At 68.2% G+C, this 24763-nt stretch carries 28 protein-coding genes; 21 read left to right on the top strand and 7 right to left on the bottom strand.

What is annotated here, in order from left to right; genetic code table 11:
- Positions 1 to 105 precede the first annotated feature (105 nt).
- Positions 106 to 654, bottom strand: a complete 549-nt coding sequence (locus ACSQ19_RS13495; RefSeq protein WP_435997637.1) for a cupin domain-containing protein — start codon at positions 652 to 654, stop codon at positions 106 to 108.
- Between the two features lie 208 nt (positions 655 to 862).
- On the opposite strand from ACSQ19_RS13495, the gene ACSQ19_RS13490 reads away from it, so the two are divergent.
- The 7 genes from ACSQ19_RS13490 (at position 863) to ACSQ19_RS13460 (ending at position 8793) form a co-directional block, all read left to right on the top strand.
- On the top strand, positions 863 to 2236 hold the full coding sequence (locus ACSQ19_RS13490; RefSeq protein ID WP_435997635.1) for an aspartate aminotransferase family protein: 1374 nt from the start codon (positions 863 to 865) through the stop codon (positions 2234 to 2236).
- Between the two features lie 66 nt (positions 2237 to 2302).
- Entirely contained in the window at positions 2303 to 3418 is a 1116-nt protein-coding gene (gene ald / locus ACSQ19_RS13485; RefSeq protein ID WP_435997633.1) for an alanine dehydrogenase, read from the top strand.
- A gap of 220 nt (positions 3419 to 3638) precedes the next feature.
- Positions 3639 to 5129, top strand: a complete 1491-nt coding sequence (locus ACSQ19_RS13480; protein WP_435997631.1) for a CoA-acylating methylmalonate-semialdehyde dehydrogenase — start codon at positions 3639 to 3641, stop codon at positions 5127 to 5129.
- A gap of 32 nt (positions 5130 to 5161) precedes the next feature.
- Positions 5162 to 6397 carry a serine hydrolase domain-containing protein gene (locus ACSQ19_RS13475; RefSeq protein ID WP_435997629.1) on the top strand — a complete coding sequence of 412 codons (1236 nt, stop codon included), beginning with the start codon at positions 5162 to 5164 and terminating at the stop codon, positions 6395 to 6397.
- Between the two features lie 182 nt (positions 6398 to 6579).
- Positions 6580 to 7365, top strand: a complete 786-nt coding sequence (locus tag ACSQ19_RS13470; RefSeq protein WP_435997627.1) for a hypothetical protein — start codon at positions 6580 to 6582, stop codon at positions 7363 to 7365.
- 170 nt (positions 7366 to 7535) lie between these two features.
- The gene (locus ACSQ19_RS13465; RefSeq protein WP_296280945.1) at positions 7536 to 7904 is read left to right on the top strand and encodes a response regulator; all 369 of its coding nucleotides are present in this window, start codon (positions 7536 to 7538) and stop codon (positions 7902 to 7904) included.
- Positions 7905 to 7947: 43 nt separating this feature from the next.
- On the top strand, positions 7948 to 8793 hold the full coding sequence (locus ACSQ19_RS13460) for a chemotaxis protein CheX (protein WP_296280943.1): 846 nt from the start codon (positions 7948 to 7950) through the stop codon (positions 8791 to 8793).
- Between the two features lie 9 nt (positions 8794 to 8802).
- On the opposite strand, the gene rlmKL is transcribed toward ACSQ19_RS13460, so the two are convergent.
- Genes rlmKL through ACSQ19_RS13445 form a run of 3 tightly spaced genes read right to left on the bottom strand, consistent with a single transcriptional unit; the run spans position 8803 to position 11970 of the window.
- Positions 8803 to 10938: a bifunctional 23S rRNA (guanine(2069)-N(7))-methyltransferase RlmK/23S rRNA (guanine(2445)-N(2))-methyltransferase RlmL gene (gene rlmKL / locus ACSQ19_RS13455; protein ID WP_435997624.1), complete on the bottom strand. Its 2136-nt coding sequence runs from the start codon at positions 10936 to 10938 to the stop codon at positions 8803 to 8805.
- 16 nt (positions 10939 to 10954) lie between these two features.
- The gene (locus tag ACSQ19_RS13450) at positions 10955 to 11482 is read right to left on the bottom strand and encodes a YqiA/YcfP family alpha/beta fold hydrolase (RefSeq protein WP_093489487.1); all 528 of its coding nucleotides are present in this window, start codon (positions 11480 to 11482) and stop codon (positions 10955 to 10957) included.
- Positions 11479 to 11970 carry an MOSC domain-containing protein gene (locus ACSQ19_RS13445; protein ID WP_435997622.1) on the bottom strand — a complete coding sequence of 164 codons (492 nt, stop codon included), beginning with the start codon at positions 11968 to 11970 and terminating at the stop codon, positions 11479 to 11481. Before ACSQ19_RS13445 ends, ACSQ19_RS13450 begins: the two co-directional genes overlap by 4 nt.
- 86 nt (positions 11971 to 12056) lie before the next feature.
- Here ACSQ19_RS13445 and ACSQ19_RS13440 point away from each other — a divergent pair, with 86 nt between their 5' ends.
- The 5 genes from ACSQ19_RS13440 to ACSQ19_RS13420 all read left to right on the top strand — a co-directional run bounded on the left by ACSQ19_RS13440 (position 12057) and on the right by ACSQ19_RS13420 (position 16617).
- Positions 12057 to 12626 carry an N-acetylmuramoyl-L-alanine amidase gene (locus ACSQ19_RS13440; RefSeq protein ID WP_435997620.1) on the top strand — a complete coding sequence of 190 codons (570 nt, stop codon included), beginning with the start codon at positions 12057 to 12059 and terminating at the stop codon, positions 12624 to 12626.
- A gap of 57 nt (positions 12627 to 12683) precedes the next feature.
- Complete coding sequence (gene tesB / locus ACSQ19_RS13435; RefSeq protein ID WP_296280935.1) at positions 12684 to 13598, top strand: acyl-CoA thioesterase II; 915 nt, start codon at positions 12684 to 12686, stop codon at positions 13596 to 13598.
- Between the two features lie 10 nt (positions 13599 to 13608).
- Entirely contained in the window at positions 13609 to 14112 is a 504-nt protein-coding gene (locus tag ACSQ19_RS13430; protein ID WP_435997618.1) for a putative signal transducing protein, read from the top strand.
- A gap of 67 nt (positions 14113 to 14179) precedes the next feature.
- Positions 14180 to 15394, top strand: coding sequence for an RNA polymerase sigma factor (locus ACSQ19_RS13425; protein WP_435997616.1), 1215 nt, complete (start codon positions 14180 to 14182; stop codon positions 15392 to 15394).
- A gap of 77 nt (positions 15395 to 15471) precedes the next feature.
- Positions 15472 to 16617: an RNA polymerase sigma factor gene (locus tag ACSQ19_RS13420; RefSeq protein ID WP_299341509.1), complete on the top strand. Its 1146-nt coding sequence runs from the start codon at positions 15472 to 15474 to the stop codon at positions 16615 to 16617.
- Between the two features lie 42 nt (positions 16618 to 16659).
- Here ACSQ19_RS13420 and ACSQ19_RS13415 read toward each other — a convergent pair whose 3' ends face one another.
- Positions 16660 to 17379: a calcium-binding protein gene (locus ACSQ19_RS13415; protein WP_299341507.1), complete on the bottom strand. Its 720-nt coding sequence runs from the start codon at positions 17377 to 17379 to the stop codon at positions 16660 to 16662.
- Between the two features lie 144 nt (positions 17380 to 17523).
- Between ACSQ19_RS13415 and ACSQ19_RS13410 the strand changes: the two genes are divergently transcribed.
- The 4 genes from ACSQ19_RS13410 (at position 17524) to ACSQ19_RS13395 (ending at position 20662) form a co-directional block, all read left to right on the top strand.
- Complete coding sequence (locus ACSQ19_RS13410; RefSeq protein WP_435997613.1) at positions 17524 to 18108, top strand: hypothetical protein; 585 nt, start codon at positions 17524 to 17526, stop codon at positions 18106 to 18108.
- Position 18109: 1 nt separating this feature from the next.
- Positions 18110 to 18832, top strand: coding sequence for an arginyltransferase (locus ACSQ19_RS13405; RefSeq protein ID WP_435997611.1), 723 nt, complete (start codon positions 18110 to 18112; stop codon positions 18830 to 18832).
- Positions 18833 to 18974: 142 nt separating this feature from the next.
- Complete coding sequence (locus ACSQ19_RS13400; RefSeq protein WP_435997609.1) at positions 18975 to 19367, top strand: hypothetical protein; 393 nt, start codon at positions 18975 to 18977, stop codon at positions 19365 to 19367.
- Between the two features lie 95 nt (positions 19368 to 19462).
- Positions 19463 to 20662, top strand: a complete 1200-nt coding sequence (locus tag ACSQ19_RS13395; protein ID WP_435997607.1) for an endonuclease/exonuclease/phosphatase family protein — start codon at positions 19463 to 19465, stop codon at positions 20660 to 20662.
- Here ACSQ19_RS13395 and ACSQ19_RS13390 read toward each other — a convergent pair.
- Positions 20652 to 20960: a hypothetical protein gene (locus tag ACSQ19_RS13390; protein ID WP_435997605.1), complete on the bottom strand. Its 309-nt coding sequence runs from the start codon at positions 20958 to 20960 to the stop codon at positions 20652 to 20654. The genes ACSQ19_RS13395 and ACSQ19_RS13390 overlap by 11 nt on opposite strands.
- A gap of 10 nt (positions 20961 to 20970) precedes the next feature.
- The gene (purT, locus tag ACSQ19_RS13385) at positions 20971 to 22155 is read right to left on the bottom strand and encodes a formate-dependent phosphoribosylglycinamide formyltransferase (protein WP_435997603.1); all 1185 of its coding nucleotides are present in this window, start codon (positions 22153 to 22155) and stop codon (positions 20971 to 20973) included.
- 271 nt (positions 22156 to 22426) lie between these two features.
- Here purT and ACSQ19_RS13380 point away from each other — a divergent pair, with 271 nt between their 5' ends.
- Genes ACSQ19_RS13380 through ACSQ19_RS13360 form a run of 5 tightly spaced genes read left to right on the top strand, consistent with a single transcriptional unit; the run spans position 22427 to position 24753 of the window.
- Complete coding sequence (locus tag ACSQ19_RS13380; RefSeq protein WP_296280917.1) at positions 22427 to 23290, top strand: SPFH domain-containing protein; 864 nt, start codon at positions 22427 to 22429, stop codon at positions 23288 to 23290.
- A gap of 15 nt (positions 23291 to 23305) precedes the next feature.
- A complete protein-coding gene (locus tag ACSQ19_RS13375) occupies positions 23306 to 23581 on the top strand; it encodes a hypothetical protein (protein ID WP_435997601.1) in 276 nt (91 codons plus the stop codon).
- Entirely contained in the window at positions 23578 to 23772 is a 195-nt protein-coding gene (locus tag ACSQ19_RS13370; RefSeq protein ID WP_435997599.1) for an Arc family DNA binding domain-containing protein, read from the top strand. Before ACSQ19_RS13375 ends, ACSQ19_RS13370 begins: the two co-directional genes overlap by 4 nt.
- On the top strand, positions 23769 to 23948 hold the full coding sequence (locus ACSQ19_RS13365) for a DUF4177 domain-containing protein (RefSeq protein WP_296280912.1): 180 nt from the start codon (positions 23769 to 23771) through the stop codon (positions 23946 to 23948). The genes ACSQ19_RS13370 and ACSQ19_RS13365 overlap by 4 nt, the downstream gene beginning before the upstream one ends.
- Before the next feature lie 52 nt (positions 23949 to 24000).
- A complete protein-coding gene (locus tag ACSQ19_RS13360; protein WP_435997596.1) occupies positions 24001 to 24753 on the top strand; it encodes an alpha/beta hydrolase in 753 nt (250 codons plus the stop codon).
- The last annotated feature ends 10 nt before the right edge of the window (positions 24754 to 24763 follow it).

The following is a 24763-nucleotide window of genomic DNA, read 5'->3' as shown; positions in this document are numbered from 1 at the left end:
GCGCGAAGCGCCGGATGAGGGGCGAGCGGAGATGCGTTGTCCGAATCATCCGGACTGCATCACCCCTCACCCCAACCCCTCTCCCGTTGGGAGAGGGGTATGATTTCAAAACGTTGCCGGCGTATTCGCGCTGACGATCACCGCGTCGACGTCACCGACATTGCGGAAGCGATGCGGCGTACGGCTTTCGAAGTAATAGCCCTCGCCGGCCTTCAGCACGCGTACCTGCTCGCCCACCGTGACTTCCACTTCACCGGCGATCACCACGCCGCCCTCCTCGCCGTCGTGCGCCAGCATGCTGTCGCCGGTGTCGCTGCCGGGCGGCATCACTTCGCGAAGGATGCACATCTGCCGCTGCGGCCGGTGCTGGCCGACGAGGAAGTAGTGGATGCCGTTGCTGCCCACATCCGGCAGCTCGTCGGCGACATAGAACGGGCTGTCCGGCAGCCCCTTCTCCAGGTCCAGGGTGAAGAAGTCGGCCAGCGAGATAGGAATGCCGTCCAGTACCTTCTTCAGCGAACTGACCGAGGGGCTGACCTTGTTCTGCTCGATCAGCGAGATGGTGCTGTTGGTGACGCCCACGCGCTTGGCCAGCTCGCGCTGGCTGAGGCCTTTGGATTTGCGGACCAGTTGCAGGCGCGCGCCGATGTCCATCACCACCCTGACAGGAAAGCGGAAAGTGTTGCGGGATACTTTACACCCCCGGGCAGGCCGGTCAATCCGGGCTCTCCACGATATTGGGCAGGCCAGTAAACGAAGTCGGGCGGGGCCGGGACAGTGCGGCGAATCCGACCTCCGGCACGGTTGTAAAGTTTTTTCAACGCGCTAAGCTGCGCCCATCCGCCCCGCCCCTGGAGCCGCGATGAGCGCCGACGACACTTCTTCCCGCGCCCTGGCCGATCACTACGCCCGCCAGAACCTCGAGGCGCCCGCCTCGCTCGACCACTTCTGGATGCCGTTCACGGCCAACAAGCAGTTCAAGGCCAAGCCGAGGCTGCTCGCCAGCGCGTCGGGCATGTACTACAAGGATGTCGACGGCAACGAGGTGCTGGATGCCACGGCCGGCCTGTGGTGCTGCAACGCCGGCCATTCGCGGCCGCGCATCGTCGAGGCCGTGAAGCAGCAAATCGGCACGCTCGACTTCGCGCCCAACTTCTCGATGAGCTCGCCGCTGCCGTTCAAGCTGGCCGAGCGCCTGGCCGCACTGGCGCCGGGCGACCTCAAGAAGGTGTTCTTCAGCAATTCCGGCTCGGAAGCGGTCGACAGTGCACTGAAGATCGCCCTGGCCTACCACCGCGTGCGCGGCGAAGGCCAGCGCACGCGCTTCATCGGCCGCGAGAAGGGCTACCACGGCGTCGGATTCGGCGGCATGTCGGTGGGCGGCCTGCCGAACAACCGCAAGTGGTTCGGCCCGGGCCTGTCGGCGGTCTCGCATATCCGCCACACGCTGGACGTGTCGCGCAATGCATTCTCGAAAGGCTTGCCGCCGCATGGCATCGAACTGGCCGAAGATCTAGAGCGCCAGATCGCGCTGTACGACGCCTCCACGATCGCGGCGGTCATCGTCGAGCCGATCTCCGGCTCGGCCGGCGTGGTCGTCCCGCCGCAGGGCTACCTGCAGCGGCTGCGCGAGATCTGCGACAAGCACGGCATCCTGCTGATCTTCGACGAAGTCATCACGGGCTTCGGCCGCGTCGGCCATGCCTTCGGCGCGCAGCGCTTCGGCGTCACGCCGGACATGATCACCGCCGCCAAGGGCATCACCAACGGCTGCGTGCCGATGGGTGCCACGTTCGTCTCCGAGCGCCTGTTCAATGCCTTCATGAGCGGGCCCGACAACGCCATCGACATGTTCCATGGCTACACCTACTCCGGCCATCCGCTGGCCTGCGCCGCCGCGCTCGCCACGCTGGACACGTACGAAGAGGAAAACCTGTTCGACAAGGCGTTGTCGCTGGGCGACTACTGGCAGGAGGCTCTGCACTCGCTGAAGGGTCTGCCGAACGTGATCGACATCCGCAACTTCGGCCTGGTCGGCGCCATCGAACTGGCCCCGCGCCAGGGTGCGCCCGGCACCCGGGCCTACGACGTCTTCGCCCGCGCCTTCCACGAAGGCCACCTGCTGACCCGGGTGACCGGCGACGTGATCGCCCTGTCGCCCCCGCTGATCGTGGAGAAGGGCCACATCGACCGGATCGTGAACATCCTGGCGGACACCATACGGGCAACCGCGTAAAATTACGGATCAACGGCCCCAGCGCTCCCCCTCGCGCGAAGCCCCTTCCCGCTACTGGAGAGCAACATGCTGATTGGCGTCCCCAAGGAAATCAAAAACCACGAATACCGCATCGGCCTTACGCCGTCCGGTGCGCGCGAGCTGGTCTCGAATGGCCACCAGGTCATCGTCCAGCGCGACGGCGGCAAGGCCATCGGCCTGACCGATGAGCAGTACGTCAAGGCCGGCGCGGAGATCGTCGACACCGCGGCGGAAATCTTTGCCCGCGCCGACATGATCATCAAGGTGAAGGAGCCGCAGCCGAACGAGTGCGCCATGCTGCGCCCCGGCCAGGTGCTCTACACCTATCTGCACCTCGCGCCCGATCCTGAGCAGACCAAGGCGCTTGTCGCCTCCGGCGCCACCTGCATCGCCTACGAAACCGTCACCGACCGCAAGGGCGGCCTGCCGCTGCTGGCGCCGATGTCGGAAGTGGCCGGCCGCATGTCGATCCAGGCCGGTGCGCACGCGCTGGAGAAGGCGCAGGGCGGCTCCGGCGTGCTGCTCGGCGGCGTGCCCGGCGTGAAGCCGGCGGAAGTGCTGGTGATCGGCGGCGGCGTGGTCGGCATCAACGCCGCACGCATGGCGATGGGCATGAACGCGCACGTCACCATCCTCGACCGTTCGCTCGACCGCCTGAAGTATCTGGACGAGTTGTACGGCCACCAGCTGACCACGATCTACTCCACCCGCGATGCCATCGAGGAACGCCTGCCCGATACCGACCTGGTGATCGGTGCGGTGCTGATCCCCGGCGCCGCCGCGCCCAAGCTCGTCTCGCGCGACCAGCTGAAGCTGATGCGCCCGGGTTCGGTGCTGGTGGACGTGGCGATCGACCAGGGCGGCTGCTTCGAGACCTCGAAGGCCACCACCCACCAGAACCCCACGTACGAAGTCGACGGCATCATCCACTACTGCGTGGCCAACATGCCGGGCGGCGTCGCCCGCACGTCCACCTTCGCGCTGACCAACGCCACCCTGCCCTTCGCGGTGCAGCTGGCGAACAAGGGCGCGAAGCAGGCGCTGCTGGACGACGAGCACCTGCTCAACGGCCTCAACGTGCATGCCGGCAAGATCACCTACAAGGCGGTCGCCGACGACCTGGGCTACCCCTACGTGTCGGCGCGCGAAGCGCTGGCGTAAGCCGCGGTTCCTTCTCCCTGCGCAAGCGGGGAGAAGGTGCCCGAAGGGCGGATGAGGGGCGCGCCGGAGCTCCCGTATTTCACGTGGCGACCAGAACTCGAACACCCGGACACTCGATAAACCACATCGCACTTTCCACACGGGCGCCGTCGCCCCTCACCCGCCCTCCGGGCACCCTCTCCCCGCACGCGGGGCGAGCGATTCCACCAGGTAGTCCGTCATGACCGAAGCGCTGCACCATTTCTTCAACGGACAGCGGGTGGCAGGCGGCAGCGGCCGCCACGGCGATGTGTTCGACCCCGCCACCGGCACTGTCACTGCACGCGTGCCGCTCGCCTCGGCCGACGACGTGAAGCAGGCGGTGGACGCGGCGTCCGCCGCCTTTCCCGCGTGGGCCGCCACGACACCACTGAACCGCGCGCGGGTGATGTTCCGCTTCAAGGAACTGCTCGAGGCGCAGGCCGGCGAGCTGGCGAAGATCATCACCTCCGAGCACGGCAAGGTGCTCTCCGACGCACGCGGCGAGATGACCCGCGGGCTGGAAGTGGTGGAGTTCGCCTGCGGCATCCCGCACCTGCTCAAGGGCGAGCACTCGATGAACGTCGGCCGCGACGTGGACTCGTGGAGCGAATACGCACCGCTCGGCGTCGTCGCCGGCATCACGCCGTTCAATTTTCCCGCGATGGTGCCGCTGTGGATGTTCCCGGTGGCGCTGGCATGCGGCAACACCTTCGTGCTGAAACCCTCGGAGCGCGATCCGTCCGCGGCGCTGTTCATGGCCGACCTGTTGAAGAAGGCGGGCCTGCCGGATGGCGTGTTCAATGTCGTGCACGGCGACAAGGCCGCGGTGGACGCGCTGCTCGACGAACCGCGCGTGCAGGCGCTGAGCTTCGTCGGCTCCACGCCGATCGCCGAATACATCTATGCGCGCGGTTCCGCCAACGGCAAGCGCGTTCAGGCCCTGGGCGGCGCGAAGAACCACATGGTCGTGCTGCCCGATGCCGACCTGGATGGCGCGGTATCCGCGCTGCTGGGGGCCGGCTACGGCTCGGCCGGCGAGCGCTGCATGGCGATCTCGGTCGCGGTCTGCGTGGGGGATGCCACGGCGGATGCGCTGGTGGCGACGCTGGCTCCGAAAGTGGCGGCGCTGAAGATCGGCCCCGGCTGCCTCGATCCGGAAATGGGCCCGCTGGTCACCGGCGCGCACCGCGACAAGGTGCGCGGCTATGTCGATGCCGGCGTTGCGGAGGGCGCGAGCCTGGTCGTCGATGGCCGCGGCCATGTCGTCGATGGGCACGCGGATGGGTTCTTCCTCGGTGGCTGCCTGTTCGACCGCGTCACGCCGGAGATGACGATCTACCGCGAGGAGATCTTCGGACCGGTGCTGTGCGTGATGCGCGTGCCCGACCTCGACGCCGCGCTGCGCCTCGTCAACGAGCACGAGTACGGCAACGGCACGGCGGTATTCACCCGCGACGGCGGCGCGGCGCGCGAATTCGCCCACCGCGTGCAGGCCGGCATGGTCGGCATCAACGTGCCGATCCCCGTGCCGATGGCCTTCCACAGCTTCGGTGGCTGGAAGCGCTCGATCTTCGGTCCCCTGCATGTGCACGGTCCCGACGGCGTGCGTTTCTACACGCGATTGAAGACGATCACCGCCCGCTGGCCCGATACGCATGCCGCCGAGTTCGTGATGCCGACGATGAAGTAAAGTCGGGGCCGGTTCCCTCGAGGTGCTGGCCGATGTCCCTGCGTTCCCTCCGCATTCTGTTTTGCCTTGCCTGCCTGACGGCCTCCACGGTGACGTCCGCGGCCGGGCCCGTCGCCCAGGTGCGCGTCGCCTTCGACCGCAACGGCGTCGTCAGTACCCATGCGGAAGGCACGGCGGACCTCGCCATCGGTCGCAAGGTGACCGCTGACGACCCCGTGCGTGTCGCCTCCATCTCCAAGCTGGTAACCACGATCGGCGTGATGCGGCTGGTAGAGGCCGGCAAGATCGATCTCGATGCCGACGTCTCGACCTACCTGGGCTGGACGCTGCGCCACCCGCGCTTCCCCGCCACGCCGATCACGCTGCGCCTGCTGCTGTCGCACCGATCCAGCCTGACCGATGCCGCCGGCTATTACGCCACGCCGCTAGGTCAACCGCTGAAGGGCATCCTCGACGACCCCAAGGCCTGGGACGACGCACACGCACCCGGCACGCACTTCCGCTATACCAACCTCAATTTCCCGCTGGTGGCGATGGCGATGGAGAACGTCACCGGCGAGCGCTTCGACCGGCTGATGCAGCGGCTGGTGCTGGAACCGCTGAAGCTGGATGCCTGCTTCAACTGGGAGAGCTGCGATGCCGCCACGGCGACGCGCGCCGTGGTGCTGTATCGCGACCGCAAACCGGTGCGCGACGAGAACCGCACGGGCAAGCCGGCCTGCGCGGTGGTCGTCGAGGACGGCGCCGATTGCGACCTCGCCCGCTGGAAGCCCGGCGAGAACGGTGCGCTGTTCTCGCCACAGGGTGGCCTGCGCATTTCGGCGAATGGACTGGCGAAGATCGGCCGCCTGTTGCTCGACGGTGGAGAAGTCGATGGCATACGCCTGCTGTCATCCGCCAGCGTCGACACGATGGTCGCTCCGCAATGGACGTTCGACGGCGGCAATGGCGTGACGCATGAAGAAGACACCGGCGGAGGGCAGAACAAGGCCTTCTTCTGCCGGTACGGCCTCGCCGTGCAGACCCTGGCGACGCCGGTGCAAGGCTGCGGCGATGATCCGTTCGGCGACCGTGTCGCGCGCGTCGGTCATTCCGGCGATGCCTATGGCCTGCGCTCGGGCTTGTGGCTCGACCATCAGGCGGGCACCGGCGTGGTCTATTTCGCCACGGACGTCGGCGCGTCGCCGGCCGGCGCACACTCTGCCTTCACGTCGATCGAGGAAGCGCTCGCACGTGGAGTGCCCCACACCGCCGATACGCGTCGTTGAACCGTTGAACGCCACGCAGTGAAGGCTGCGTGAAATCGCTTGCACCGCATCGGATGTCGACGCGGCGTGAAAAGAAGCGCACTTACGTTGCGTGTGTCGCAACGCATCCAGTAGGAGCCCGCCTGCGTAGTGCAGGCATCCGACACGCAAGGTGTCGGCCTTTCCCCTGGAGGAGTTCCACGATGAAGAAGTCGCTTTCCGTGCTGGCCGTGTCGCTCGTGCTGTCCGCGCCCGCTTATGCCGCTGGTCCCGAACAGGGCAAGTGGTCGATGTCCGTTTTCGGTGGCATCGATACGCCCATCAGCGGCGACGTGCACGACGGCGCCATCGCGCCCGTTCCGGATCTGGGCCCGCTGAACCCCGCCCTCGCCGGCGTCAGCGCGGAACTGCGCATCCAGCCGCGTTCCCATGAGGAGATCTACGACAACGCGATGGGCTATGGCCTGGAATTCTCCTACGGCCTGAACCAGAACGCGGAGGTCTTCGGGCAGGTCCGTCGCGTCGAGACCGATCCGGGTACGGTGCAGGTCGGCGGTGCGTTCGTGCCGGCCCTGAACACCACGCTGCCCGTCTACGGCACCTTCAGCGACTACAAGGCCCTGACCCTCGAAGCCGGTTACCGCCACTACTTCATGGAACCGGGTTACACCCGTCCCTTCATCGCCGGCCGTCTCGGCGCTACCCAGACCGACGACATCCGCGCCACGTTCGAGATTCCCGATGCGGGCATCACCATCGCCAACGCCCCCTTCACCGAGAAGAAGTGGGCCGCCAGCGCAGGCGTCGACGTGGGCGTGCTGATTCCGGTCAGCGAGAAGTTCAGCATCACCGCACAGGCGGGCGTGCGCTATGTCGCCGACCTGGAAGGCGACGACAGCGCCATCGGCGGGCTTGGCCTTGGCTCCATCAACGACACGGGCAAGCGCGTCTCCGTGCCGGTCTCCCTCGCCGCCCGCATCGACTTCTGATCGCGGCGCGCTGCGGACGGACCGCCTCTCCCCCGGCCGTCCGCAGCGCGATTCCGTCTCGCTCCGCCTCCCGCCTCAAGATCTCCCCGTACGGGCCGATAGTGCCTACATGTCGCCCCGCGCCGAACACGACGCGGGGCCTCCACGATCCAACAGGGGGATCCATCACCATGGCGTCACGTCCTACCGTCCTGCTTTGCGACGATTCGCGCGCACTGCGCATGCTGGCTGCCCGCCAGCTGGAAGACTGCGGCTTCGAAGTGGTCGGCGAAGCCGGCAACGGCCACGAAGCCGTCAGCCAGTACCAGGCTCTCAGACCCGATGTCGTCCTGCTGGACCTGGTGATGCCGGAATGCGATGGCAAACAGGCGCTCGGCAGGATACTGTCGCTCGACGCGCAGGCACGCGTGGTGATCCTGAGTTCGCTGGGCGGACAGGGTGATATCGAGGAATGCCTGAAGCTGGGCGCCAAGTCGTACCTGCAGAAGCCCATCGATCCGGAAGTGATGGATCGCGTGTTGCACGAAGCGGTCGCCTGACCGCCGCGCACGTCCTCCTTCAACTTCCGTACGAGACCAGACCATGGCAGCTAAATTCCTCGGCCAGTTCCTGCTGGAACGCGGCGCGATCACCTCGGCGCAATTGCTGGCCGCGCTGGACGCGCAGCGCGCCTCCAATCCCCTGCTCGGCGAGCTCGCCGTGCATCACCAGATGCTGGACGCGGCCCAGGCACGCCGCATCAACGACCGCCAGCGGGCCGAGGATCGCCGGTTCGGCGACATCGCGCTGGAAATGGGCCTGCTGGATGCGGGCCAGCTCGACGTGCTGCTGGCGGCGCAGAAGAAGGGCCGCAAGCTGTTCGGTCAGATCCTGGTCGAACAGGGCGCCCTGACCGCCGAACAGCTGGAAGCCGAACTGGTCGCGCACCGCCGCGATCTGGACGAAGCCAACCATGCGCTGGCCCTCGGCATCGCCGGGCATGCGCTCGCCGACGCCGCCACCAGCGCGATCCGCGTCAGCAACCGCCTGTTTCCGCGCCTGATGGGCAGCCAGTGCCAAGCCTCCGGGATCGCAGACGACAGCGCGCTCGAGGCCTGCGACGTGACCGCGCACGTGCGGATCGAAGCCGGCGCGGAATCCCTGCTGGTGGGCGTCGGCTGCTCCCGCGCCACGATGCAGGCGATGGCGTGCTCGCTGCTGTCGATCCCACCCGCGCAGTGCGACGACGAACTGGCCGTGGATGCGCTGGGCGAACTGGTCAACGTGCTGATGGGCTACGTGGTGCGCGACACGCTGTCCGACGACGCCAGCTACCGCGCCCATCCACCGAGCACCGCGCTCACCGCGGCCGACCTGGCCTCCCGCCACAGCACGCTGGCGCTGTCGATGGCCTCGCAGCGCGGCGACTTCGTCCTGATCGTCGGCTGACGCACGGCGCTACGCCCGCGTCAGCCGCCACGCGCGGTGGATGCGGGCGTTGCGTTCGAAATCCGGCGGAATCGTGCTGGCGCTGATGTCCTCGCAGCGCGCGAATTCCGCCACCGCGTTCTCGTCCAGCTTGAACCGGCGGAAGTTGTTGCTGAAGTACAGCACCCCGCCCGGCGCCAGCCGTGCAACCGCGGCGCGCAACAGCCGTACGTGCTCCTTCTGCACGTCGAAGTCGTCGGCGCGCGCGGAGTTGGAGAACGTCGGCGGATCGCAGAAGACCAGGTCGTACTCGGCCTGCTCGGCCTCCAGCCAGCGCACGGCGTCGGCCTGCACGAGGCGATGCTTCGCGCCGCCCAGGCCGTTCTCGGCGAGGTTGTCCGCACACCACTGCAGATAGGTCGCCGACAGGTCCACGCTGGTCGTGCCCGACGCACCCGCGACGGCGGCCTGCACGCTGGCCACGCCGGTGTAGCAGAACAGATTGAGGAACCGCTTTCCGCGCGCTTCCTGCGCCATCCGTCGCCGCAGCGGCCGATGATCGAGGAACAGGCCGGTATCGAGGTAGTCGAACAGGTTGACCCGCAGCAACGCGCCCGACTCGCGCACGACGATGAACTCGTCGCGCTGCTGCATGCGTCCGTATTTCGACCCGCCCTTGCCGCGCTCGCGCGCCTTCACCGCGATCTGTTCCTGCGGCACGCCGAAGACCTCGCGGGTGGCGGCCAGCAGTTCGCTGAAACGGCGACGCACGTCGTGCTCGGGAATGGTGGCCGGCGCGGCGTATTCCTGCACGTGCAGGAACGTGCGGGCCTGTCCGCCCTCTTCCACGTAGACGTCGATGGCCGCCGCGTATTCGGGCAGGTCCGCATCGTAGGCGCGGTAGCAGGTGATGCCCTCGCGCGTGCGCCAGGCCTTGAACTTCTTGAGGTTCTTGCGCAGGCGGTTGGCGACCATCTGCGCACCGTCCGACAGCGGCCTGGCCTCGCGCGGTTCGCGGGCGGGCGTGGCGACCGGATCGCAGACGATCAACGCGCACTCGATGGCGCCGTTGAACAGCTGGTACTTCTTGGCCGCGCGCAAACCGGTGGCATAACCAAGATCGGCATTGCCGCACAGCAGGCTGGCGCGCCATTGCGGCACGGCGCGCTGCAGCGCATCGCCGAGCGCGCGGTACAGGTCGGCATCGGCGGCGAGTCGTTCGTCGTAGGGCGGATTGCAGACGACAAGCCCGCGCAGTTCATCGCGCGCGGGCAGCTGGGCGACATCGCGCGTCTCGAACTGCAACTGACCCGCGAGTCCGGCGAGCACCGCGTTGTCACGCGCGGCGCGGATCGCGCCCAGGTCCACGTCGCTGCCGAAGAACACCGGCTTCAGCGCCTTGCGGCCTTCCGTTTCGCGCTGCACGGCGTCGGCGAACAGGGCGCGCCATGCATCGACATCGAAGCCGAGCCAGCGCGTGGGCAGCGCCGGGCCGTGGCGCTGCAGGCCGGGCGCGACATCGGCCGCCATCAGCGCGCCTTCGATCAGCAGCGTGCCGCTGCCGCACATCGGGTCGAGCAACGCGCCGCCGTCGTGGTACAGCGCCGGCCAGCCACCGCGCATCAGCACGGCCGCTGCGAGGCTCTCCTTCAACGGCGCCTCGTTCTGCGCCTGGCGCCAGCCGCGGCGATGCATCGGGCCGCCGCCCAGGTCGATCGATATCGTCGCGCGGTTCCTGCGCAGCGACAGGTTGATGCGCAGGTCCGGCTGTTCGACATCCACCGACGGTCGCTCCATGCCCTGCTGGCGCAGGCGGTCGACCACGGCATCCTTCACGCGCTGCGCGGCATAGCGCGCATGGGTGATCGCCTCGCCCGACACGTGCGCATCCACCGCCAGCGTCAGTTCGGGGCGCGTGTGCGTTTCCCACGCGATCGCCATCACGCCGTCGTACAGTGCCTGTTCGTTCAGGCATTCGAATTCATCGATCGGCCACAGCACGCGACTGGCCAGCCGCGACCACAGCACGGCACGCTGCGCGTCCACGGGCTCGCCGTCGGCATTCACGCCGGCGATGGTGGCGGTGGCCTTGGGCACGCCGAGCGCGAGCAGCTCGTCGGCGAGCAGATATTCCAGGCCCTTGGCGCAGGAGACGAAGAACTTCAAAGGAAACCTCGATACGTCAGAGAGCGGCGAGCAATTGCCCGAATGCATCCGCCGAAGCGGCGACATGGTCGGACAGGCGATGCCCGTCGTTGACCAGCAGCAGGCGCGCGCGGCGCGCATGCGCCCAGTCGGTCACGGCCTGCGCGGGGATCAGTTCGTCGTCCCAGCCATGGATCACCGACACAGGGACCGGCGCGGCATCCAGCAGCGGCAGCGGCCCCATGCTGATCGGCGGCGCCATCAGGAAAAGGCCACGCACCGGCACCTCCAGCGAGATGCGGCCGGCGATGTAGGCGCCCAGGCTGGAACCGGCCAGCACCACCGGCCCACGCGAGGCGGCGGCGTGCGCGAGGGAGCGCAGGCGTTCCAGCCGCGCGACCACGTCGCCGAGCGAACTGACATCGCGGCGCGCGTCGAGGTCGGTGTAGTCCGGGCGTTCGTGGGTCCAGCCCAGGCGTTCGGCCACGTCGGCGAGCGCGGTGACCTTGGTGGCGTCCGGACCGCTTTCGAACCCGTGCGACAGGATGCAGTGGCCGCGCATCAGAGCGCTTCCACCGGATCGCAGATGCGGAACGAACCACCTTCGACGATCCGCGCGCACAGGCCGCCATGGCCACGCATCGCGTTGTAGCCGCCCGGGCCCAGCGCGTCTTCCATCCGCGAGCACGGGTCGCATTCTTCCGTGCCCTCGAACACTGCGGTGCCGATGCGGAAACGGCGCTCCTTCAGTGCGATCAGCGGGATGCCGGACACGACCACGTTACGGCGCAACAGCGAAGGCGCTAGGTCGGACCGCTGCGCGAGCGCGGCGATGACGGGCAGGTGCTCGGCCTGGATCAGGGTGATGCCGCGCTTGCCGCTGCCTCCCTTGTAGCGGTCGCCGACCAGGCCAGCGCCGGTGACGGCTTCGACGGCGTCGGTGGCGACCATGACCTCGTCGCGGGCCGGTCGCAGGCCGATCCAGTCCACCTTGCCGGCACGCGGCAGGGTGGCCATGAGCTTGGCCAACGGGGATTCGGGATTGAGCGGCATGGGAAACCCGCGACGGGAAAGGCCGCCAGTTTACCGGAGCGGCCCGTGTCCAGCCCGATCCCCGCCCTGCCTGCTAGCATCCAAGCATGCGCACGGACCTGCCCTTCACCCCCGTCATCGACCTGTTGCCCTACGAAGCCAAGCTGGACATCCGGCCGCTGGAACAGATCGACCTGGTCGTCATCCACTGCACCGAGCTGCCGGACATGGCGATGGCACGCGAGTACGGCGAGCGCATCCTGCATGCCTCCGGCACCGGCAACAGCGGCCACTACTACATCGATCGCGACGGCACCGTGCACGTCTACGTGCGCCCGCAACACGTCGCCCACCACGTGCGTGGCTACAACCCGCGTTCGATCGGGATCGAGCTGGTGAACACCGGCCGCTACCCCGATTGGCTCGCCGTGGGCCGCCAGTCGATGGAAGAGCCTTACGCCGAGGCGCAGATCGAGGCCCTGTCGGCGCTGCTGGCACACCTGCGGCACGCGCTGCCCGCGCTGCGCTACATCGCCGGCCACGAGGACCTCGACACCACGCGCGAGCCCGCCAGCGACGATCCGCGCATTCTGGTGCCGCGGAAGATGGACCCGGGCCCCCTGTTCCCGTGGGACGCGGTGCTGCGCACGACCCCGCTGGAGCGGCTGCTGCCCTGACGGGCCGCGCACGGACGGCCGGTATAATCGCCGTTCGCCAAGACTCCAGGCCCTGCCGTGCCCGCACCTGAACCCGTCGTCTCCGAGCTGATCGAACTGCTGTCGCTGGAGCGGCTGGAAGACAACCTGTTCCGCGGCCAGAGCCGCGATATCGGCACCAAGTACGTGTTCGGCGGCCAGGTGCTCGGCCAGGCGCTGTCGGCTGCACAGGCCACGGTGGGTGGTGGCGAGGAAGAGCGCCGCGCGCATTCGCTGCACGCCTACTTCCTTCGTGCAGGCAACATCGAAGCGCCGATCGTCTACGAAGTGGACCGCACGCGCGACGGCGGCAGCTTCTCGGTGCGCCGCGTCACGGCGATCCAGCACGGCCGCGTGATCTTCTTCTGCGCGGCGTCGTTCCAGGCCGAGGAAGAAGGCGCCGAGCACCAGCTGTCGATGCCTGAAGTGCCGCGGCCGGAAGACATTCCGCCCGCGCCGCCGGTGCCTGCGGAGGTCATGGCCACGCTGCCGCCGAAGGTGCAGCGCTGGCTGTCGCGACGCGGCCCGTTCGAATTCCGCCACGTGTACCCACGCGACGAGTTGAATCCGCCCAAGCGGCCGCCGTTCCAGCAGGTGTGGTTTCGGTTGAGCGAGCCGGTCGGCGATTCGCCCGAACTGCACCGCGCCCTGCTCGCCTATGCCTCGGATTTCCAGTTGCTCGGCACGGCCACCTACCCGCACGGCATCAGCTACTACCAGCCGAACGTGCAGATGGCGTCGCTGGACCACGCGCTTTGGTTCCACCGCCCGTTCCGTGCCGACGACTGGCTGCTCTATTCGATCGACAGCCCCAGCGCGAGCGGCTCGCGCGGACTGGCGCGCGGGCAGATCTTCGATCGCCAGGGCCGCCTGGTCGCCAGCACCGCGCAGGAAGGCCTGATCCGCGTGGTGCCGGACGCCGAAGCGGCCTCGGCTGTCCCGGCGAAGGACTGAGGGAATACCCATGCGGCAAGTCTTTTCCAGCCAGCGCATCGAAACCGTCGAAGGCGTGGCCAAGCTCTTGAGCGATGCGGGCGTTCCGGTCTTCATCAGCAACGGCCGCTCGTACCACAGCAAGCGCGGCGGGCAGTTCAGCTACACCGAACCGGTGAAGGCGCAGCTGCAGCCCGCCGTGTGGGTGCGCCACGCCGAAGACCAGCCGCGCGCGCGCGAACTGCTGCGCGAGGCCGGCCTGATGGAAACCACGCGCCCTGGCTATGCGACCACGCTGACGTTCCGCAGTGACCAGGAACCCGCGGCCACGCCGCAGCGCTCCTGGGCCTGGCGCATCCGCCTGATCCTGCTGGCCCTGATTGCCCTGGCCGCCGTCGTCATGTGGATGCGGCGCCCGATGCCGCCGCCCGCAGCGCCCGTCCCGGTCCCGCAGGAACAACCCGCGACGCCTGCCCCCGCGGACGAGGCGCCCGAGGAAGACCGCATCCGCATCCAGCCCGCCACCGGCGGCTGACCGCAGACGGTCACATCCGTCTTCCCGGCCCGTCAGGGTCATCAGCCCACCCGATGATCCTGACGCCATGAATACCCTCGCCCTGGACCTGATGCTGCAGGCCGAACTGCCCGCCGCCACGCGCGGCAGCCAGGAGGCCTACGGCCGCATCGTCCACGCCTGCCAGAACACCGTCACCGCGATCGCGCTGGCGATCACCCGCGACGTGCAGGCCAGCGAGGATATTGCGCAGGAAGCGTTCCTGAAGGCCTGGCAGCAGCTCGACCGGTTGAAGAACAGCGCCAGCTTCCTGCCCTGGCTGCGCCAGATCACCCGCAACCTCGCCCGCGACTGGCTGCGCGCACAGCATGGCCGTCCCATGTCGGGCGAAGTGGCCGAGATCGCCATCGGCATGGCCGCCGACCCGGACCCCACTCCCGCCGAGCGCCTGCTGCAGACGGAAGAGGAAATCGTCGCCACCGACATCATCTCCTCGCTCCCGGAGGACAGCCGCGAGGCGCTGCTGCTGTTCTACCGCGAGGGGCAGAGTTCGCAGCAGGTCGCGGAACTGCTGGGCCTGAGCGATGCGGCCGTGCGCAAGCGCCTGTCGCGGGCACGCGCGCTCGTACGCGACGAGTTGCTGCAACGCTTCGGCGAGTTCGCCCGCTCCACGGCACCCGGCGCGGCCTTCACCATGATCGTGCTGGGCGGGCTGGTCGGCGCGATGCCCGCCGCGAGCGCGGCGACGGTCATCGGTTCCGGCGTGCTCGGAGGCGGCTTGGCGGGCAAGCTCGGGACCAGCGGGCTGACGACGGGCGGAGTGACCGGCGGCGTCGCCGGTGGCTCGCTGGGCGTGATCGTCGAGCAGATCACCCAGCATCCTGCGGCACTCGCCGGCGCGATGGGCGGCATGGTCGGCGGCCTGATCGGCTATGCCTTCACCTGGTGGTACCTCGCGCGGTTCTGCCAGACGGCGCAGGAACGGCTGCAGGTACGCCGCTTCATGGTGCTCAATACCACGTCCGGCTCGGTCTGGCTGTTCTGCCTGATGGTGGCGACGGTGCTGGCGACCGGCTGGGTGGCGATCGCGCTGGTCATGCTGGCCGGCATGTGCGTGATCAACTACCAGTACCTGGTCACGCTGCCCCGGATCATGGACCCGATCCTGTCGCACCCCGCGAATGCCTCGCGGCGGCGGGGCTACGACTACGTGATCGGCCGGAAAGCAGTGGCGCTCACCAGCGTGCTGGCCGTCGCCGCGGTGCTCTACGCCCTGGTCTGCAGCGGTCGGTTGACGCTCTAGCGCCAAGCGCGCGTGGTTGGGTCACACTTCCTGCCGCCGGTCGTCGTGCCTGCACTACCCGGCCACATGGAACCCCAATGGATGCCCTGACGATAGAACTCTCTCTGCGGGAAACCCTGCCCGCGGCCGCACGCGGCGACCAGGCCGCCTACGGCCGCGTCGTCGCGCTGTGCCAGAACGCCGTGACCGGCATCGCCCTGGCGATCACCCGCGACGTGCAGGCCAGCGAGGACATCGCGCAGGAGGCCTTCCTGAAAGGCTGGCGCCAGCTGGCGACCCTGAAGAACCCCGACAGTTTCCTGCCCTGGCTGCGCGAGATCACCCGCAACCTGGCCCGTGACCACCTGCGCGCGCAGCGACGCCGCCCGATGACCGGCGAAACCGCCGAGATTGCACTGACGCTGGCCGCCGACACCGCGCCCACGCCGGCCGAGACGCTGCTGCAGACCGAGCAGGAACAGGCCGCGCGCGAGGTCATCGCCGCCCTGCCCGAGGACAGTCGCGAAGTGCTGCTGCTCTACTACCGCGAAGGGCAGCGCTCGCACCACGTCGCGTCCTTGCTGGGCATCACCGACGCCGCCGCGCGCAAGCGCCTGTCGCGTGCACGCCAGTACGTGCGCGAAGAACTGATCACGCGCTTCGGCGAATTCGCGCGTACGTCGGCGCCATCGGCCGCGTTCGCCAGCGGAGTGCTCGGCATGCTCGCGATCTCGGCGCCGCCGTCGGCAGGCGCGGTCGTGCTGGGCACCGGCGGCGCGGTCGCCGGCAAGGGCCTGCTCAAGTTGCTGGGAGGTGGATTGGGCGCGACTGCGTTCGGCACCCTAGTGGGCATCGGTGCGGTGTGGTTCGGTATCCGCAAGTACCTGCGGGATCCGCTCGACGCACGCGAGCGCGATGACCTCCTGCGCTATGGCGCCGTCAACACGGTCGCGATCCTGGTGTTCGTCATCGGCATCACCGCACTGGCCCGGATGCCCGGCTGGATGCCGCACATGGCGCTGACGCTGGCGTACATGGCCGTGATCGGGTGGACCTCGGGCCGCTGGTTCCCCCGCATCCTGCAGCGCCGCCACGCGCGGGACCTGTTGCTCGATCCCGAAGGCGAACGTCGCCGCATGCAGCGCCAGCGTACTTGGCGCGTATGGGGCTGCGTGCTGGGCTTCACGCTGGCGACGGCCGGCCTGCTCGCCGGGCTGCTGATGTCGGGCCGCCTGCAGCTTTGAGGCCACGCGTGCACCCGGGCAACCGGGTGCACGTGACCGTCCTCAGCGACGGACGGGCTTGCCCGCCGCCAGTTCGTCCTTCGACAGGACACCATCCTTGTTGGTGTCGAGCGCATCGAAGCGTCCGGCCAGGCGGCTGTCCTTCACTTCGTCACGCGACAGGCGGCCGTCCTTGTTCGCATCCGACGCCGCGAATCGTTCGTCCATGCGCGCCTGCAGGCGCTGCTGGAACTCGGCACGGCGCGCGACATCGGCCTGGTCGATCTCGGCACGGGTCAGCTTGCCATCCTTGTCCGCATCAGCCTTGGCGAACCACGCGTCGCGACGCTGCTTGCCGCGCAGTTCGCGATCGGTGCGGTCGATCACGCCATCCTTGTTGGCATCCATGGTGTCGAAGCGTTCGGCAAAGCGCGGCTGCGCCGCGGCCTCGGCCTTGCTGATGCGGCCATCGCCATCGGTATCGAGCTTGCCGAAGCCCGCGCCGTGGCGCGGGCCACCGTGTCGCCCGTGACCCCGCATGCCCTTGTGCTGCGGGCGCTCGTCGGCACTGAGCGTGCCGTCGCCGTTCTTGTCCAGCTCGGCGAAGCGGTCGGCCAGGCGCGGGCGGGCGGCCGCTTCGGCCTTGTCGATGGCGCCGTCGTTGTTCTTGTCGAGGCTGGCCCGCGCCGGCTTCTGTGCGTCTCCGGCCTGCGTGGCGGCCAGTGCGGAACCGGCACCGAGGGCGGCCAGCACGGCCACGAAAAGCAGGGTCTTGCGGTTCATCGTGTTCTCCTGAAGGCGCGGCGCCGTGTGCGCCACTGACACGGGAAACGTCCCCAGGCGGGGTCGGTTGACGCGCTGACGGACGCGTTCAGGCAGCGGATGGTCGCGATCCACGCGACGCGATGTGCGCAGTATGCTGGCCGCATGTCCCTGCCCTTCGCCCGCGCGCTGTCGATCTTCGGCCACCCCATGCTGGTGCTGCCGGTGGCGGTGCTGCTGATCGTGCTGGCAAGGGGCGACGCACGCACCGCCGTGGCATCGGGAATGGCGTTCGCCACGTTCGCCGCGCTTGTGATGGGTTATTCGTGGTGGCAGGTGCGGCGTGGCCGCTGGAGTCACGTGGACGCCAGTGCGACGCATGAACGTAGGGCGCTGAATCGCTTCCTCCTGGTCGCCCTGACCGCAGGCGCCTGGCTGGTCGCGTGGCGTGGCGGGCAGCCGTTGCTGGCGCTGGGCCTGGCGCTGTCCGCTGCGATGATCCTGACCGCGATGCTGACGGCACGCTGGTGCAAGCTGTCGCTGCATCTGGCCTTCATCGTGTTCGCTGCGTGCCTGCTGCGTGAACTGGGCATTGCCTGGATGTTCGTCGCGCTGTCGTTCGCCGCGGCCGTGGCGTGGTCGCGCCTTGCGCTTCAGCGGCATACGCGCCGCGACCTGGTCGCAGGCACCATCACCGGCGCAGCGGCAGGCCTGGCGTTCTGGCCGCTGGCATCACGCTGGACGGGCTGACATGGGCGAGAACACGCAATCGATCGGCGACCTGCGCCTGTTCCATACCGGCGAACATCCATGCGGCTACTGGCCCGAGCGCGTCGCCCGCGACCTGGTCCTGGACCCGCGCGACCCCCGCCTGCCGCAGTTGTATCCCGATGCGCTGGGTTGGGGCTTCCGCCGTTCCGGCGACATCGTGTATCGCCCGCATTGCCGGCAATGCCGTGCCTGTGTCGCCGTCCGCATCCCGGTCGCCGACTTCCGGCCGGATCGCAGCCAGCGCCGCTGCGCATTACGCAATGCCCGCGTGGAAACACGGATCGTCGCCGCCCTGCGCGACGACGAACACCTCGCGCTCTATCAGCGCTATCTCGCCGCGCGCCACCCGCTCGGCGGCATGGACGACCATGGCGCCACGGAGTTCGACCAGTTCCTGGTGGGCAGCTGGTCGCGTGGGCGCTTCGTGGAGCTGCGCGAGGATGGCCACCTGCTGGCGGTCGCGGTCACCGACGTCATTCCGGGCGCACTCTCCGCCGTCTACACCTTCTACGATCCGGCACTGGAAGCCCGCAGCCTGGGAACCCTGGCGATCCTGCGTCAGATCGAATGGGCGCGACGCGACGGGTACGCGCATCTCTATCTTGGCTACTGGATCGATGGCCATCGGAAGATGGACTACAAACGACGCTTTGCACCGCTCGAGCGCTTTGATGGACGCCACTGGGTGCGTGCGGATCTGTGAGTCGACGCACGATCGCACGCGATGAAACGTTGCAGGTAAATGTGAATAGCAACTTCGTGACCGGGTAATCAGAATGTGCCCGCCGACGCGCATGCGGATCGGCGCCGGAACACGCACATCCACTCACACGATCGGAGCTTTCATGAAGTTCAACCTGCTCGCCCTTGCGGCATTGACCACGCTGGCCCTCTCGGCCTGCAAACCCGCCGACGAAGCCACTCCGGTCGCCGATGCGCCCGCCGTCGAAGCGCCGGCCGTCGCCGACGCCCCCACCGATGCAACCGCAACCGCGACGCCGGACGACACGGTCGACGCCGGCACCGGCGTCGCCGAATGCGACCAGTACCTCGAAAAGGTCTACGCCTGCATCAGCGACAAGGTGCCGGAAGCGCAGCGCGAGATGATGAAGCAGGGCATCGAGCAGTCGAAGGCCGGCTGGTCCGCCGTCACCGACAAGACGGCGCTGGCTGCCCAGTGCAAGACCGCGATGGACCAGGCCAAGACCGCCTACGCGGCGATGGGCTGCTCGTTCTGACGCTGCGGCGGGCCGACCTCCTCGCCGGCCCGTGGCGCCCCGGTTTCCGGGGCGCTTTTTTTACGCCTGTCATGCCGGCATGACAGAATCCCCGGATGCGCACTCTCCTACTGCTGCTCACGATGACGCTTGCCGCGTGCCATTCCCCCACCAAGCCGGCCGAACCCGCCAGCCGGCAGGCGGTGCCACTGCGCGTGGCGACCTACAACACGTCGCTGTTTTCGGACGATGCCGGTGGCGTGATCCGGCAACTGGAGGGCGACAGCGCGCATGCGCGCAAGATCGCCGCCGTCCTGCAGCACGTGCGGCCGGACCTGGTACTGCTGAACGAATTCGACTACGACGATGCGCATCGTGCCGCGGACCTGTTCCAGCAGCGCTATCTCGAGATCGCCCAGCCAGGGGGCGGTGAACCGCTGCGGTATCCGTATCGCTATCTCGCGCCGGTGAATACCGGCGTTCCCAGCGGGCTGGACCTGGACCGCAACGGTGCGGTCGGCACGCAGGGGCGCGAACGCGGCAACGATGCGTGGGGTTACGGCCTGCATCCCGGCCAGTACGGCATGCTGGTGCTGTCGCGTTTCCCGATCGATGCCACGCAGGTGCGCACCTTCCAGTTGCTGCGCTGGAGCACGCTGCCGGGTGCGGCCAGTCCCGTCGACCCTGCCACGCGCGCGCCGTTCTATTCGGATGCCATCTGGAAGCAACTTCGCCTGTCGTCCAAATCGCACTGGGATGTGCCGGTATCCACCCCGGGTGGCGTGGTGCATTTCCTGGTCTCCCATCCCACGCCGCCGGTGTTCGACGGACCGGAGAACCGGAATGGCATGCGCAACGCCGATGAAATCCGGTTGTGGCGCGAATACCTCACGCAGCACGATGCGCATTGGCTCTGCGACGACCAGGGCCGCTGCGGCGGCCTGGCATCCGATGCGCGTTTCGTCATCGCGGGCGATCTCAACAACGATCCTGCGGACGGCGACGGCCAGCACGACGCGATCATCGAACTGCTCGAACACCCGCGCGTGATGCGCATGGCCACGCCACGCAGCGAAGGCGGCCAACAGACCGCACTCGCCTACGCCGCCAAGGGCCTGCAGCGCCGCGGCGCACCCGCGCACGTGACCGGGGATTTCGGACGCCGCAACGGCGCCTTGCGACTGGACTATGTGCTGCCGTCCACGGGCTTCGGCGTGGTGGGCAGTGGCGTGTTCTGGCCGAAACCGGGCCAGCCCGGCGCTGCCATCGCCGATGGCAGCGACCATCACCTGGTGTGGGTGGACCTTACGCTGTAGGCGCGGATGGCGGCACCACGGTGGCGGCGCGCGGGCCGAAACCGAACAACGATTCGTTCTGTGCGGAGACGATCATCCGGATCATGCTGCCCGGCACCATCAGCTCTACCTGCATCTCATGGCCTTCGGCGTCCCTGCCGACCAGCGTCATCTCGGTGAAGGCGCCGCCGGTATCGATCTCCTTGCAGAACAGATGCGGACCCTCCGCATGGGCGGTGAGATAAGGCTTGATGGCCTCGCCCAGGGCTTCCAGCGCCTGAGGGAAGAAGAAGACGGCGTAGCCGGTGTTTCCGTTCAAGGTGTTTTCCTCAGGCCAGGTCAATGGTGATCGCAGCGGCGGCATCACGCGCGACCGCACGAGCGGTGTCCGTGTCGTCGCCACGCGCGAGCGTCACGCCGACACGGCGATGGCCTTCCACGCGCGGTTTGCCGAACAGGCGCAGGGCGGTGTCGGGCACGGCCAGCGCGTCCTCGACATTGCGGAATACCGGCACGCCGTGGCCGTGCGCCAGCATCGCGCACGATGCGGACGGGCCGCTCTGGCGGATCACCGGGATCGGCAGGCCGAGGATGGCGCGCGCGTGCAGCGCGAATTCGGACAGTTCCTGCGACACCAGCGTCACCAGGCCGGTGTCGTGCGGGCGCGGCGAGACTTCGCTGAACCACACCTCGTCACCTTTCACGAAAAGCTCCACGCCGAACAGACCCCAGCCCCCGAGATCGTCGGTTACCGCCCTGGCGATCCGCTGTGCGCGCTCCAGCGCACGTGGCGACATCGGCTGTGGCTGCCAGCTCTCGCGGTAGTCGCCATCCTTCTGCCAGTGGCCGATCGGTTCGCAGTACGAGGTACCGCCTGCATGGCGCACGGTCAGCAGGGTGATTTCGTACTCGAAGTCGATGAAGCCTTCGACAATGCAGCGGCCCGCGCCCGCGCGTCCGCCGGTTTGCGCGTAGTCCCAAGCAGCGTCGATGTCGGCTTCGCTGCGCAGCGTGCTCTGGCCCTTTCCTGAGGAAGACATCACCGGCTTCACCACGCACGGCAGGCCGATCTCGCGCACGGCCTGGCGGTATTCGTCCTGCGTATCGACGAAGCGGTAGGGCGATGTCGGCAGGCCCAGGGTTTCGGCGGCGAGCCGGCGGATGCCTTCGCGGTCCATCGTCAGCCGTGCCGCGCGTGCCGTCGGAATGACACGGGCGGCGCCCTCGGCTTCCAGCGCCACCAGCGTTTCGGTATGGATCGCCTCGATTTCCGGCACCACCAGGTGCGGCTGCTCCCGTGCGATCAGCGCGCGGATCGCGGCCGGATCGAGCATGTCGAGCACGTGCGCGCGGTGCGCGACCTGCATCGCCGGCGCATCCGCGTAACGGTCGGCCGCGATCACTTCCACGCCCAGCCGCTGCAACTCGAGGGCCACCTCCTTGCCCAGTTCGCCAGAACCCAGCAGCAGGACTCGGATGGCATGGGGAGACAGCGGCGTTCCTAGGGTGGTCATGCGTGTGCGTCCGCGACAGGGGCCGCCAGTTTAGCGGGGCGGCCGACAGACGGCGCCGTCGACCTGTTGACATCTGATATCAAATTGATATCTTTTAATCGTCGCAGGCTACTCAGGGGAAACGCCATGCTCCACGTGATCCAGCAGCTCCAGCACCGCTGGCCGCAGCAGGCGCACCGGATCGTCCCCCCCCCTGCTGCTTGCCTCCGTTGCCCTGCTCGCGCTCGGCAGCGGCCTGTCATTGCTGTGACCCTTCCTTGAGAACGAGACCATGAGAGAGAACGCCAAGTCGTCGCTGCCCGGAATCCCGACCCTGCTCGGCCTGCTGGTGCTGGGTCTCGGTGCCGCCGCCGTCTTCATCCAGGGGGCGGCGCTGAAGCAGCCCAGCCACCTGGTCGCCGCCGCGCTGCTGGGCGCCGTGGTCATCTTCCTGATGGCAGGCCTCTACAAGCTGGAACCCAACCAGTCGGCCGTGCTCAGCCTGTTCGGCAAGTACGTGGGCACGGTGAAGGACAACGGCCTGCGCTGGAACAACCCCTTCTTCAGCAAGCGCAAGATCTCGCTGCGTATCCGCAACTTCGAGAGCAGCCGGCTGAAGGTCAACGAGCTGGACGGCAGCCCGATCGAGATCGCGGCGGTGATCGTGTGGCAGGTCGTCGACTCGGCCGAGGCCGTGTTCAACGTGGACGATTACGAAAGCTTCGTGCACATCCAGTCCGAATCGGCACTGCGTGCGATGGCCTCCAGCTACCCGTACGACCAGCACGAGGAAGGCCAGATCGCGCTCCGCAGCCATCCGCAGGAGATCTCGCAGCATCTGCAGGAGCAGATCGCCGAGCGCCTCGGCAAGGCGGGCGTGGACGTGATCGAAGCGCGTATCAGCCACCTGGCGTATGCCCCCGAAATCGCGCAGGCCATGCTGCAGCGCCAGCAGGCCAATGCCGTGATCGCCGCGCGCACGCGCATCGTCGCCGGTGCCGTGGGCATGGTGGAAATGGCCCTGGCGGAACTGCAGAAGAACGATGTCGTCAAACTGGACGAAGAGCGCAAGGCGCAGATGGTCAGCAACCTGCTGGTGGTGCTGTGCGGCGAGCGTGGCACCCAGCCCATCGTCAACACCGGCTCGATCTACTGACGCGGGCGCGCCGGCATGCACGCCTTCGTTCCGCTGGTGCTCGCCGTTTCCGGCCTGCCCGCACTGCTCATCGGCGCATGGATGAGCCGGGCCGCCGACGACCGGTCGCGCGGCATGGCGCTGCACTGGGTGCTGGTGGGGCTGGTCATCCAGGCCGGCGCCGTCGGCATCTACTGGGCCGGTGGGGACGACAGGCTGGCGCAGGGCATCGTGATCGCGATGGTGGTGCTGGTGAACGCGCTGATCGTGTCGATGGTGCTGCAGCTGCGCCGCAACAGGAAGCAACCGTGAGCGAGAAGCAGGACAAGAAAGCCTACCCGCTGCGCATCAATGCCGAGGTCCTGGCGGCGGCACAGCGCTGGGCGGACGATGAACTGCGATCGCTCAACGCCCAGATCGAATACGTATTGCGCGACGCACTGCGCAAGGCCGGGCGCCTGCCGAAGGGCGACGCCCCGACAAACAAGAAGGACTCGCCATGAACCATCGCTGGAGCCACAAGGTCGTCGAAGTTCCGTTCAAGATGTTCGCCGGCAAGCTTACCGACCGCATGCAGCAGGAACTGGACAAGATGAGCGTGCAGGGCTGGGAACTGGTCAGCACGCTCTTCATCGAGCACGAAATCTCGGTCCGCCTGTTCTTCAAGAAGCCGGCCTGAGGCCCGCCCGGTGGCCGGCCTCGCGAGACGCATCAAGCGCATATGGGTCACGTTGGGGCTCATCGCGACCGTAGTCTTCACCACGTGGTGCCTGGTCGCCTACTACGCCAATGCGGAAGGCCGTCGCGCGGCACGCGGGGATGCACGCGTCGCGGTCGACCACCGTGAGGGGCGCTGGGTGTTCATGCCACGGCAGCCGTCGCCGCACGCCACGGGGCTGCTGTTCTATGCGGGCGCACTGGTGGACCCGCGCGCGTATGCCAGGCTCGCCCATCGCACCGCGGAGGCCGGTTACCCGGCGGTGATCGTCGAGCTTCCGCGACGCGGCGCGTTCGGCGGCGCGGAGGGCTCGCCGGTGCTCGCGCGCGGCCAGGCCGCGATGGCCGCATTGCCGGGCGTGCGTTGCTGGATCGTGGGCGGCCACTCGCGCGGCGGGGAAGTGGCATCCCGCCACGCACTCGCCGACCCTCTGGGCACGGCGGCCCTGCTGCTGGTCGCGACGTCGCATCCGCGCGACGTCGACCTGTCCATGTTGACCATGCCCGCCATCAAAGTGGTCGGCGACCGCGACGGCCTGGCGACGCCCGACCGCGTGGCCCGCAACCGCCACCTGCTGCCCGCGCACACGCGATGGGTCGACATCCCCGGCGCCAATCATTCGCAGTTCGGCGACTACGGCTTCCAGCCCGGCGATCGTATCGCCCGCATTCCGCGCGACGCCCAGCAGCAGCGGCTCGCCGGAGAAGTGAACGGCCTGCTCAAGGCCGTCGCCGCCCGGACCGCCTGCCAGTCCGTCCCTCCTTGACCCGGTGATC

Source organism: Pseudoxanthomonas sp. LjRoot127, from assembly GCF_964253495.1.
Taxonomy (GTDB): Bacteria; Pseudomonadota; Gammaproteobacteria; order Xanthomonadales; family Xanthomonadaceae; genus Pseudoxanthomonas_A.
Note: the sequence above shows the minus strand (reverse complement) of the source record. Positions and strands in the feature narration are given on the sequence as shown.

What these genes read in the sequence shown, in the direction of transcription:
- ACSQ19_RS13380 (WP_296280917.1), top strand. Translation starts at nt 22,427, where the DNA reads ATGAGAGAGAACGCCAAGTCGTCGCTGCCCGGAATCCCGACCCTGCTC.
- ACSQ19_RS13410 (WP_435997613.1), top strand. Translation starts at nt 17,524, where the DNA reads ATGTCCCTGCCCTTCGCCCGCGCGCTGTCGATCTTCGGCCACCCCATG.
- ACSQ19_RS13480 (WP_435997631.1), top strand. Translation starts at nt 3,639, where the DNA reads ATGACCGAAGCGCTGCACCATTTCTTCAACGGACAGCGGGTGGCAGGC.
- ACSQ19_RS13365 (WP_296280912.1), top strand. Translation starts at nt 23,769, where the DNA reads ATGAACCATCGCTGGAGCCACAAGGTCGTCGAAGTTCCGTTCAAGATG.
- purT (WP_435997603.1), bottom strand. Translation starts at nt 22,155, where the DNA reads ATGACCACCCTAGGAACGCCGCTGTCTCCCCATGCCATCCGAGTCCTG.
- ACSQ19_RS13375 (WP_435997601.1), top strand. Translation starts at nt 23,306, where the DNA reads ATGCACGCCTTCGTTCCGCTGGTGCTCGCCGTTTCCGGCCTGCCCGCA.
- ald (WP_435997633.1), top strand. Translation starts at nt 2,303, where the DNA reads ATGCTGATTGGCGTCCCCAAGGAAATCAAAAACCACGAATACCGCATC.
- ACSQ19_RS13495 (WP_435997637.1), bottom strand. Translation starts at nt 654, where the DNA reads ATGGACATCGGCGCGCGCCTGCAACTGGTCCGCAAATCCAAAGGCCTC.
- ACSQ19_RS13405 (WP_435997611.1), top strand. Translation starts at nt 18,110, where the DNA reads ATGGGCGAGAACACGCAATCGATCGGCGACCTGCGCCTGTTCCATACC.
- ACSQ19_RS13420 (WP_299341509.1), top strand. Translation starts at nt 15,472, where the DNA reads ATGGATGCCCTGACGATAGAACTCTCTCTGCGGGAAACCCTGCCCGCG.
- ACSQ19_RS13440 (WP_435997620.1), top strand. Translation starts at nt 12,057, where the DNA reads ATGCGCACGGACCTGCCCTTCACCCCCGTCATCGACCTGTTGCCCTAC.
- ACSQ19_RS13395 (WP_435997607.1), top strand. Translation starts at nt 19,463, where the DNA reads ATGCGCACTCTCCTACTGCTGCTCACGATGACGCTTGCCGCGTGCCAT.
- ACSQ19_RS13400 (WP_435997609.1), top strand. Translation starts at nt 18,975, where the DNA reads ATGAAGTTCAACCTGCTCGCCCTTGCGGCATTGACCACGCTGGCCCTC.
- ACSQ19_RS13470 (WP_435997627.1), top strand. Translation starts at nt 6,580, where the DNA reads ATGAAGAAGTCGCTTTCCGTGCTGGCCGTGTCGCTCGTGCTGTCCGCG.
- ACSQ19_RS13415 (WP_299341507.1), bottom strand. Translation starts at nt 17,379, where the DNA reads ATGAACCGCAAGACCCTGCTTTTCGTGGCCGTGCTGGCCGCCCTCGGT.
- ACSQ19_RS13445 (WP_435997622.1), bottom strand. Translation starts at nt 11,970, where the DNA reads ATGCCGCTCAATCCCGAATCCCCGTTGGCCAAGCTCATGGCCACCCTG.
- ACSQ19_RS13475 (WP_435997629.1), top strand. Translation starts at nt 5,162, where the DNA reads ATGTCCCTGCGTTCCCTCCGCATTCTGTTTTGCCTTGCCTGCCTGACG.
- ACSQ19_RS13460 (WP_296280943.1), top strand. Translation starts at nt 7,948, where the DNA reads ATGGCAGCTAAATTCCTCGGCCAGTTCCTGCTGGAACGCGGCGCGATC.
- ACSQ19_RS13465 (WP_296280945.1), top strand. Translation starts at nt 7,536, where the DNA reads ATGGCGTCACGTCCTACCGTCCTGCTTTGCGACGATTCGCGCGCACTG.
- ACSQ19_RS13430 (WP_435997618.1), top strand. Translation starts at nt 13,609, where the DNA reads ATGCGGCAAGTCTTTTCCAGCCAGCGCATCGAAACCGTCGAAGGCGTG.
- ACSQ19_RS13490 (WP_435997635.1), top strand. Translation starts at nt 863, where the DNA reads ATGAGCGCCGACGACACTTCTTCCCGCGCCCTGGCCGATCACTACGCC.
- ACSQ19_RS13425 (WP_435997616.1), top strand. Translation starts at nt 14,180, where the DNA reads ATGAATACCCTCGCCCTGGACCTGATGCTGCAGGCCGAACTGCCCGCC.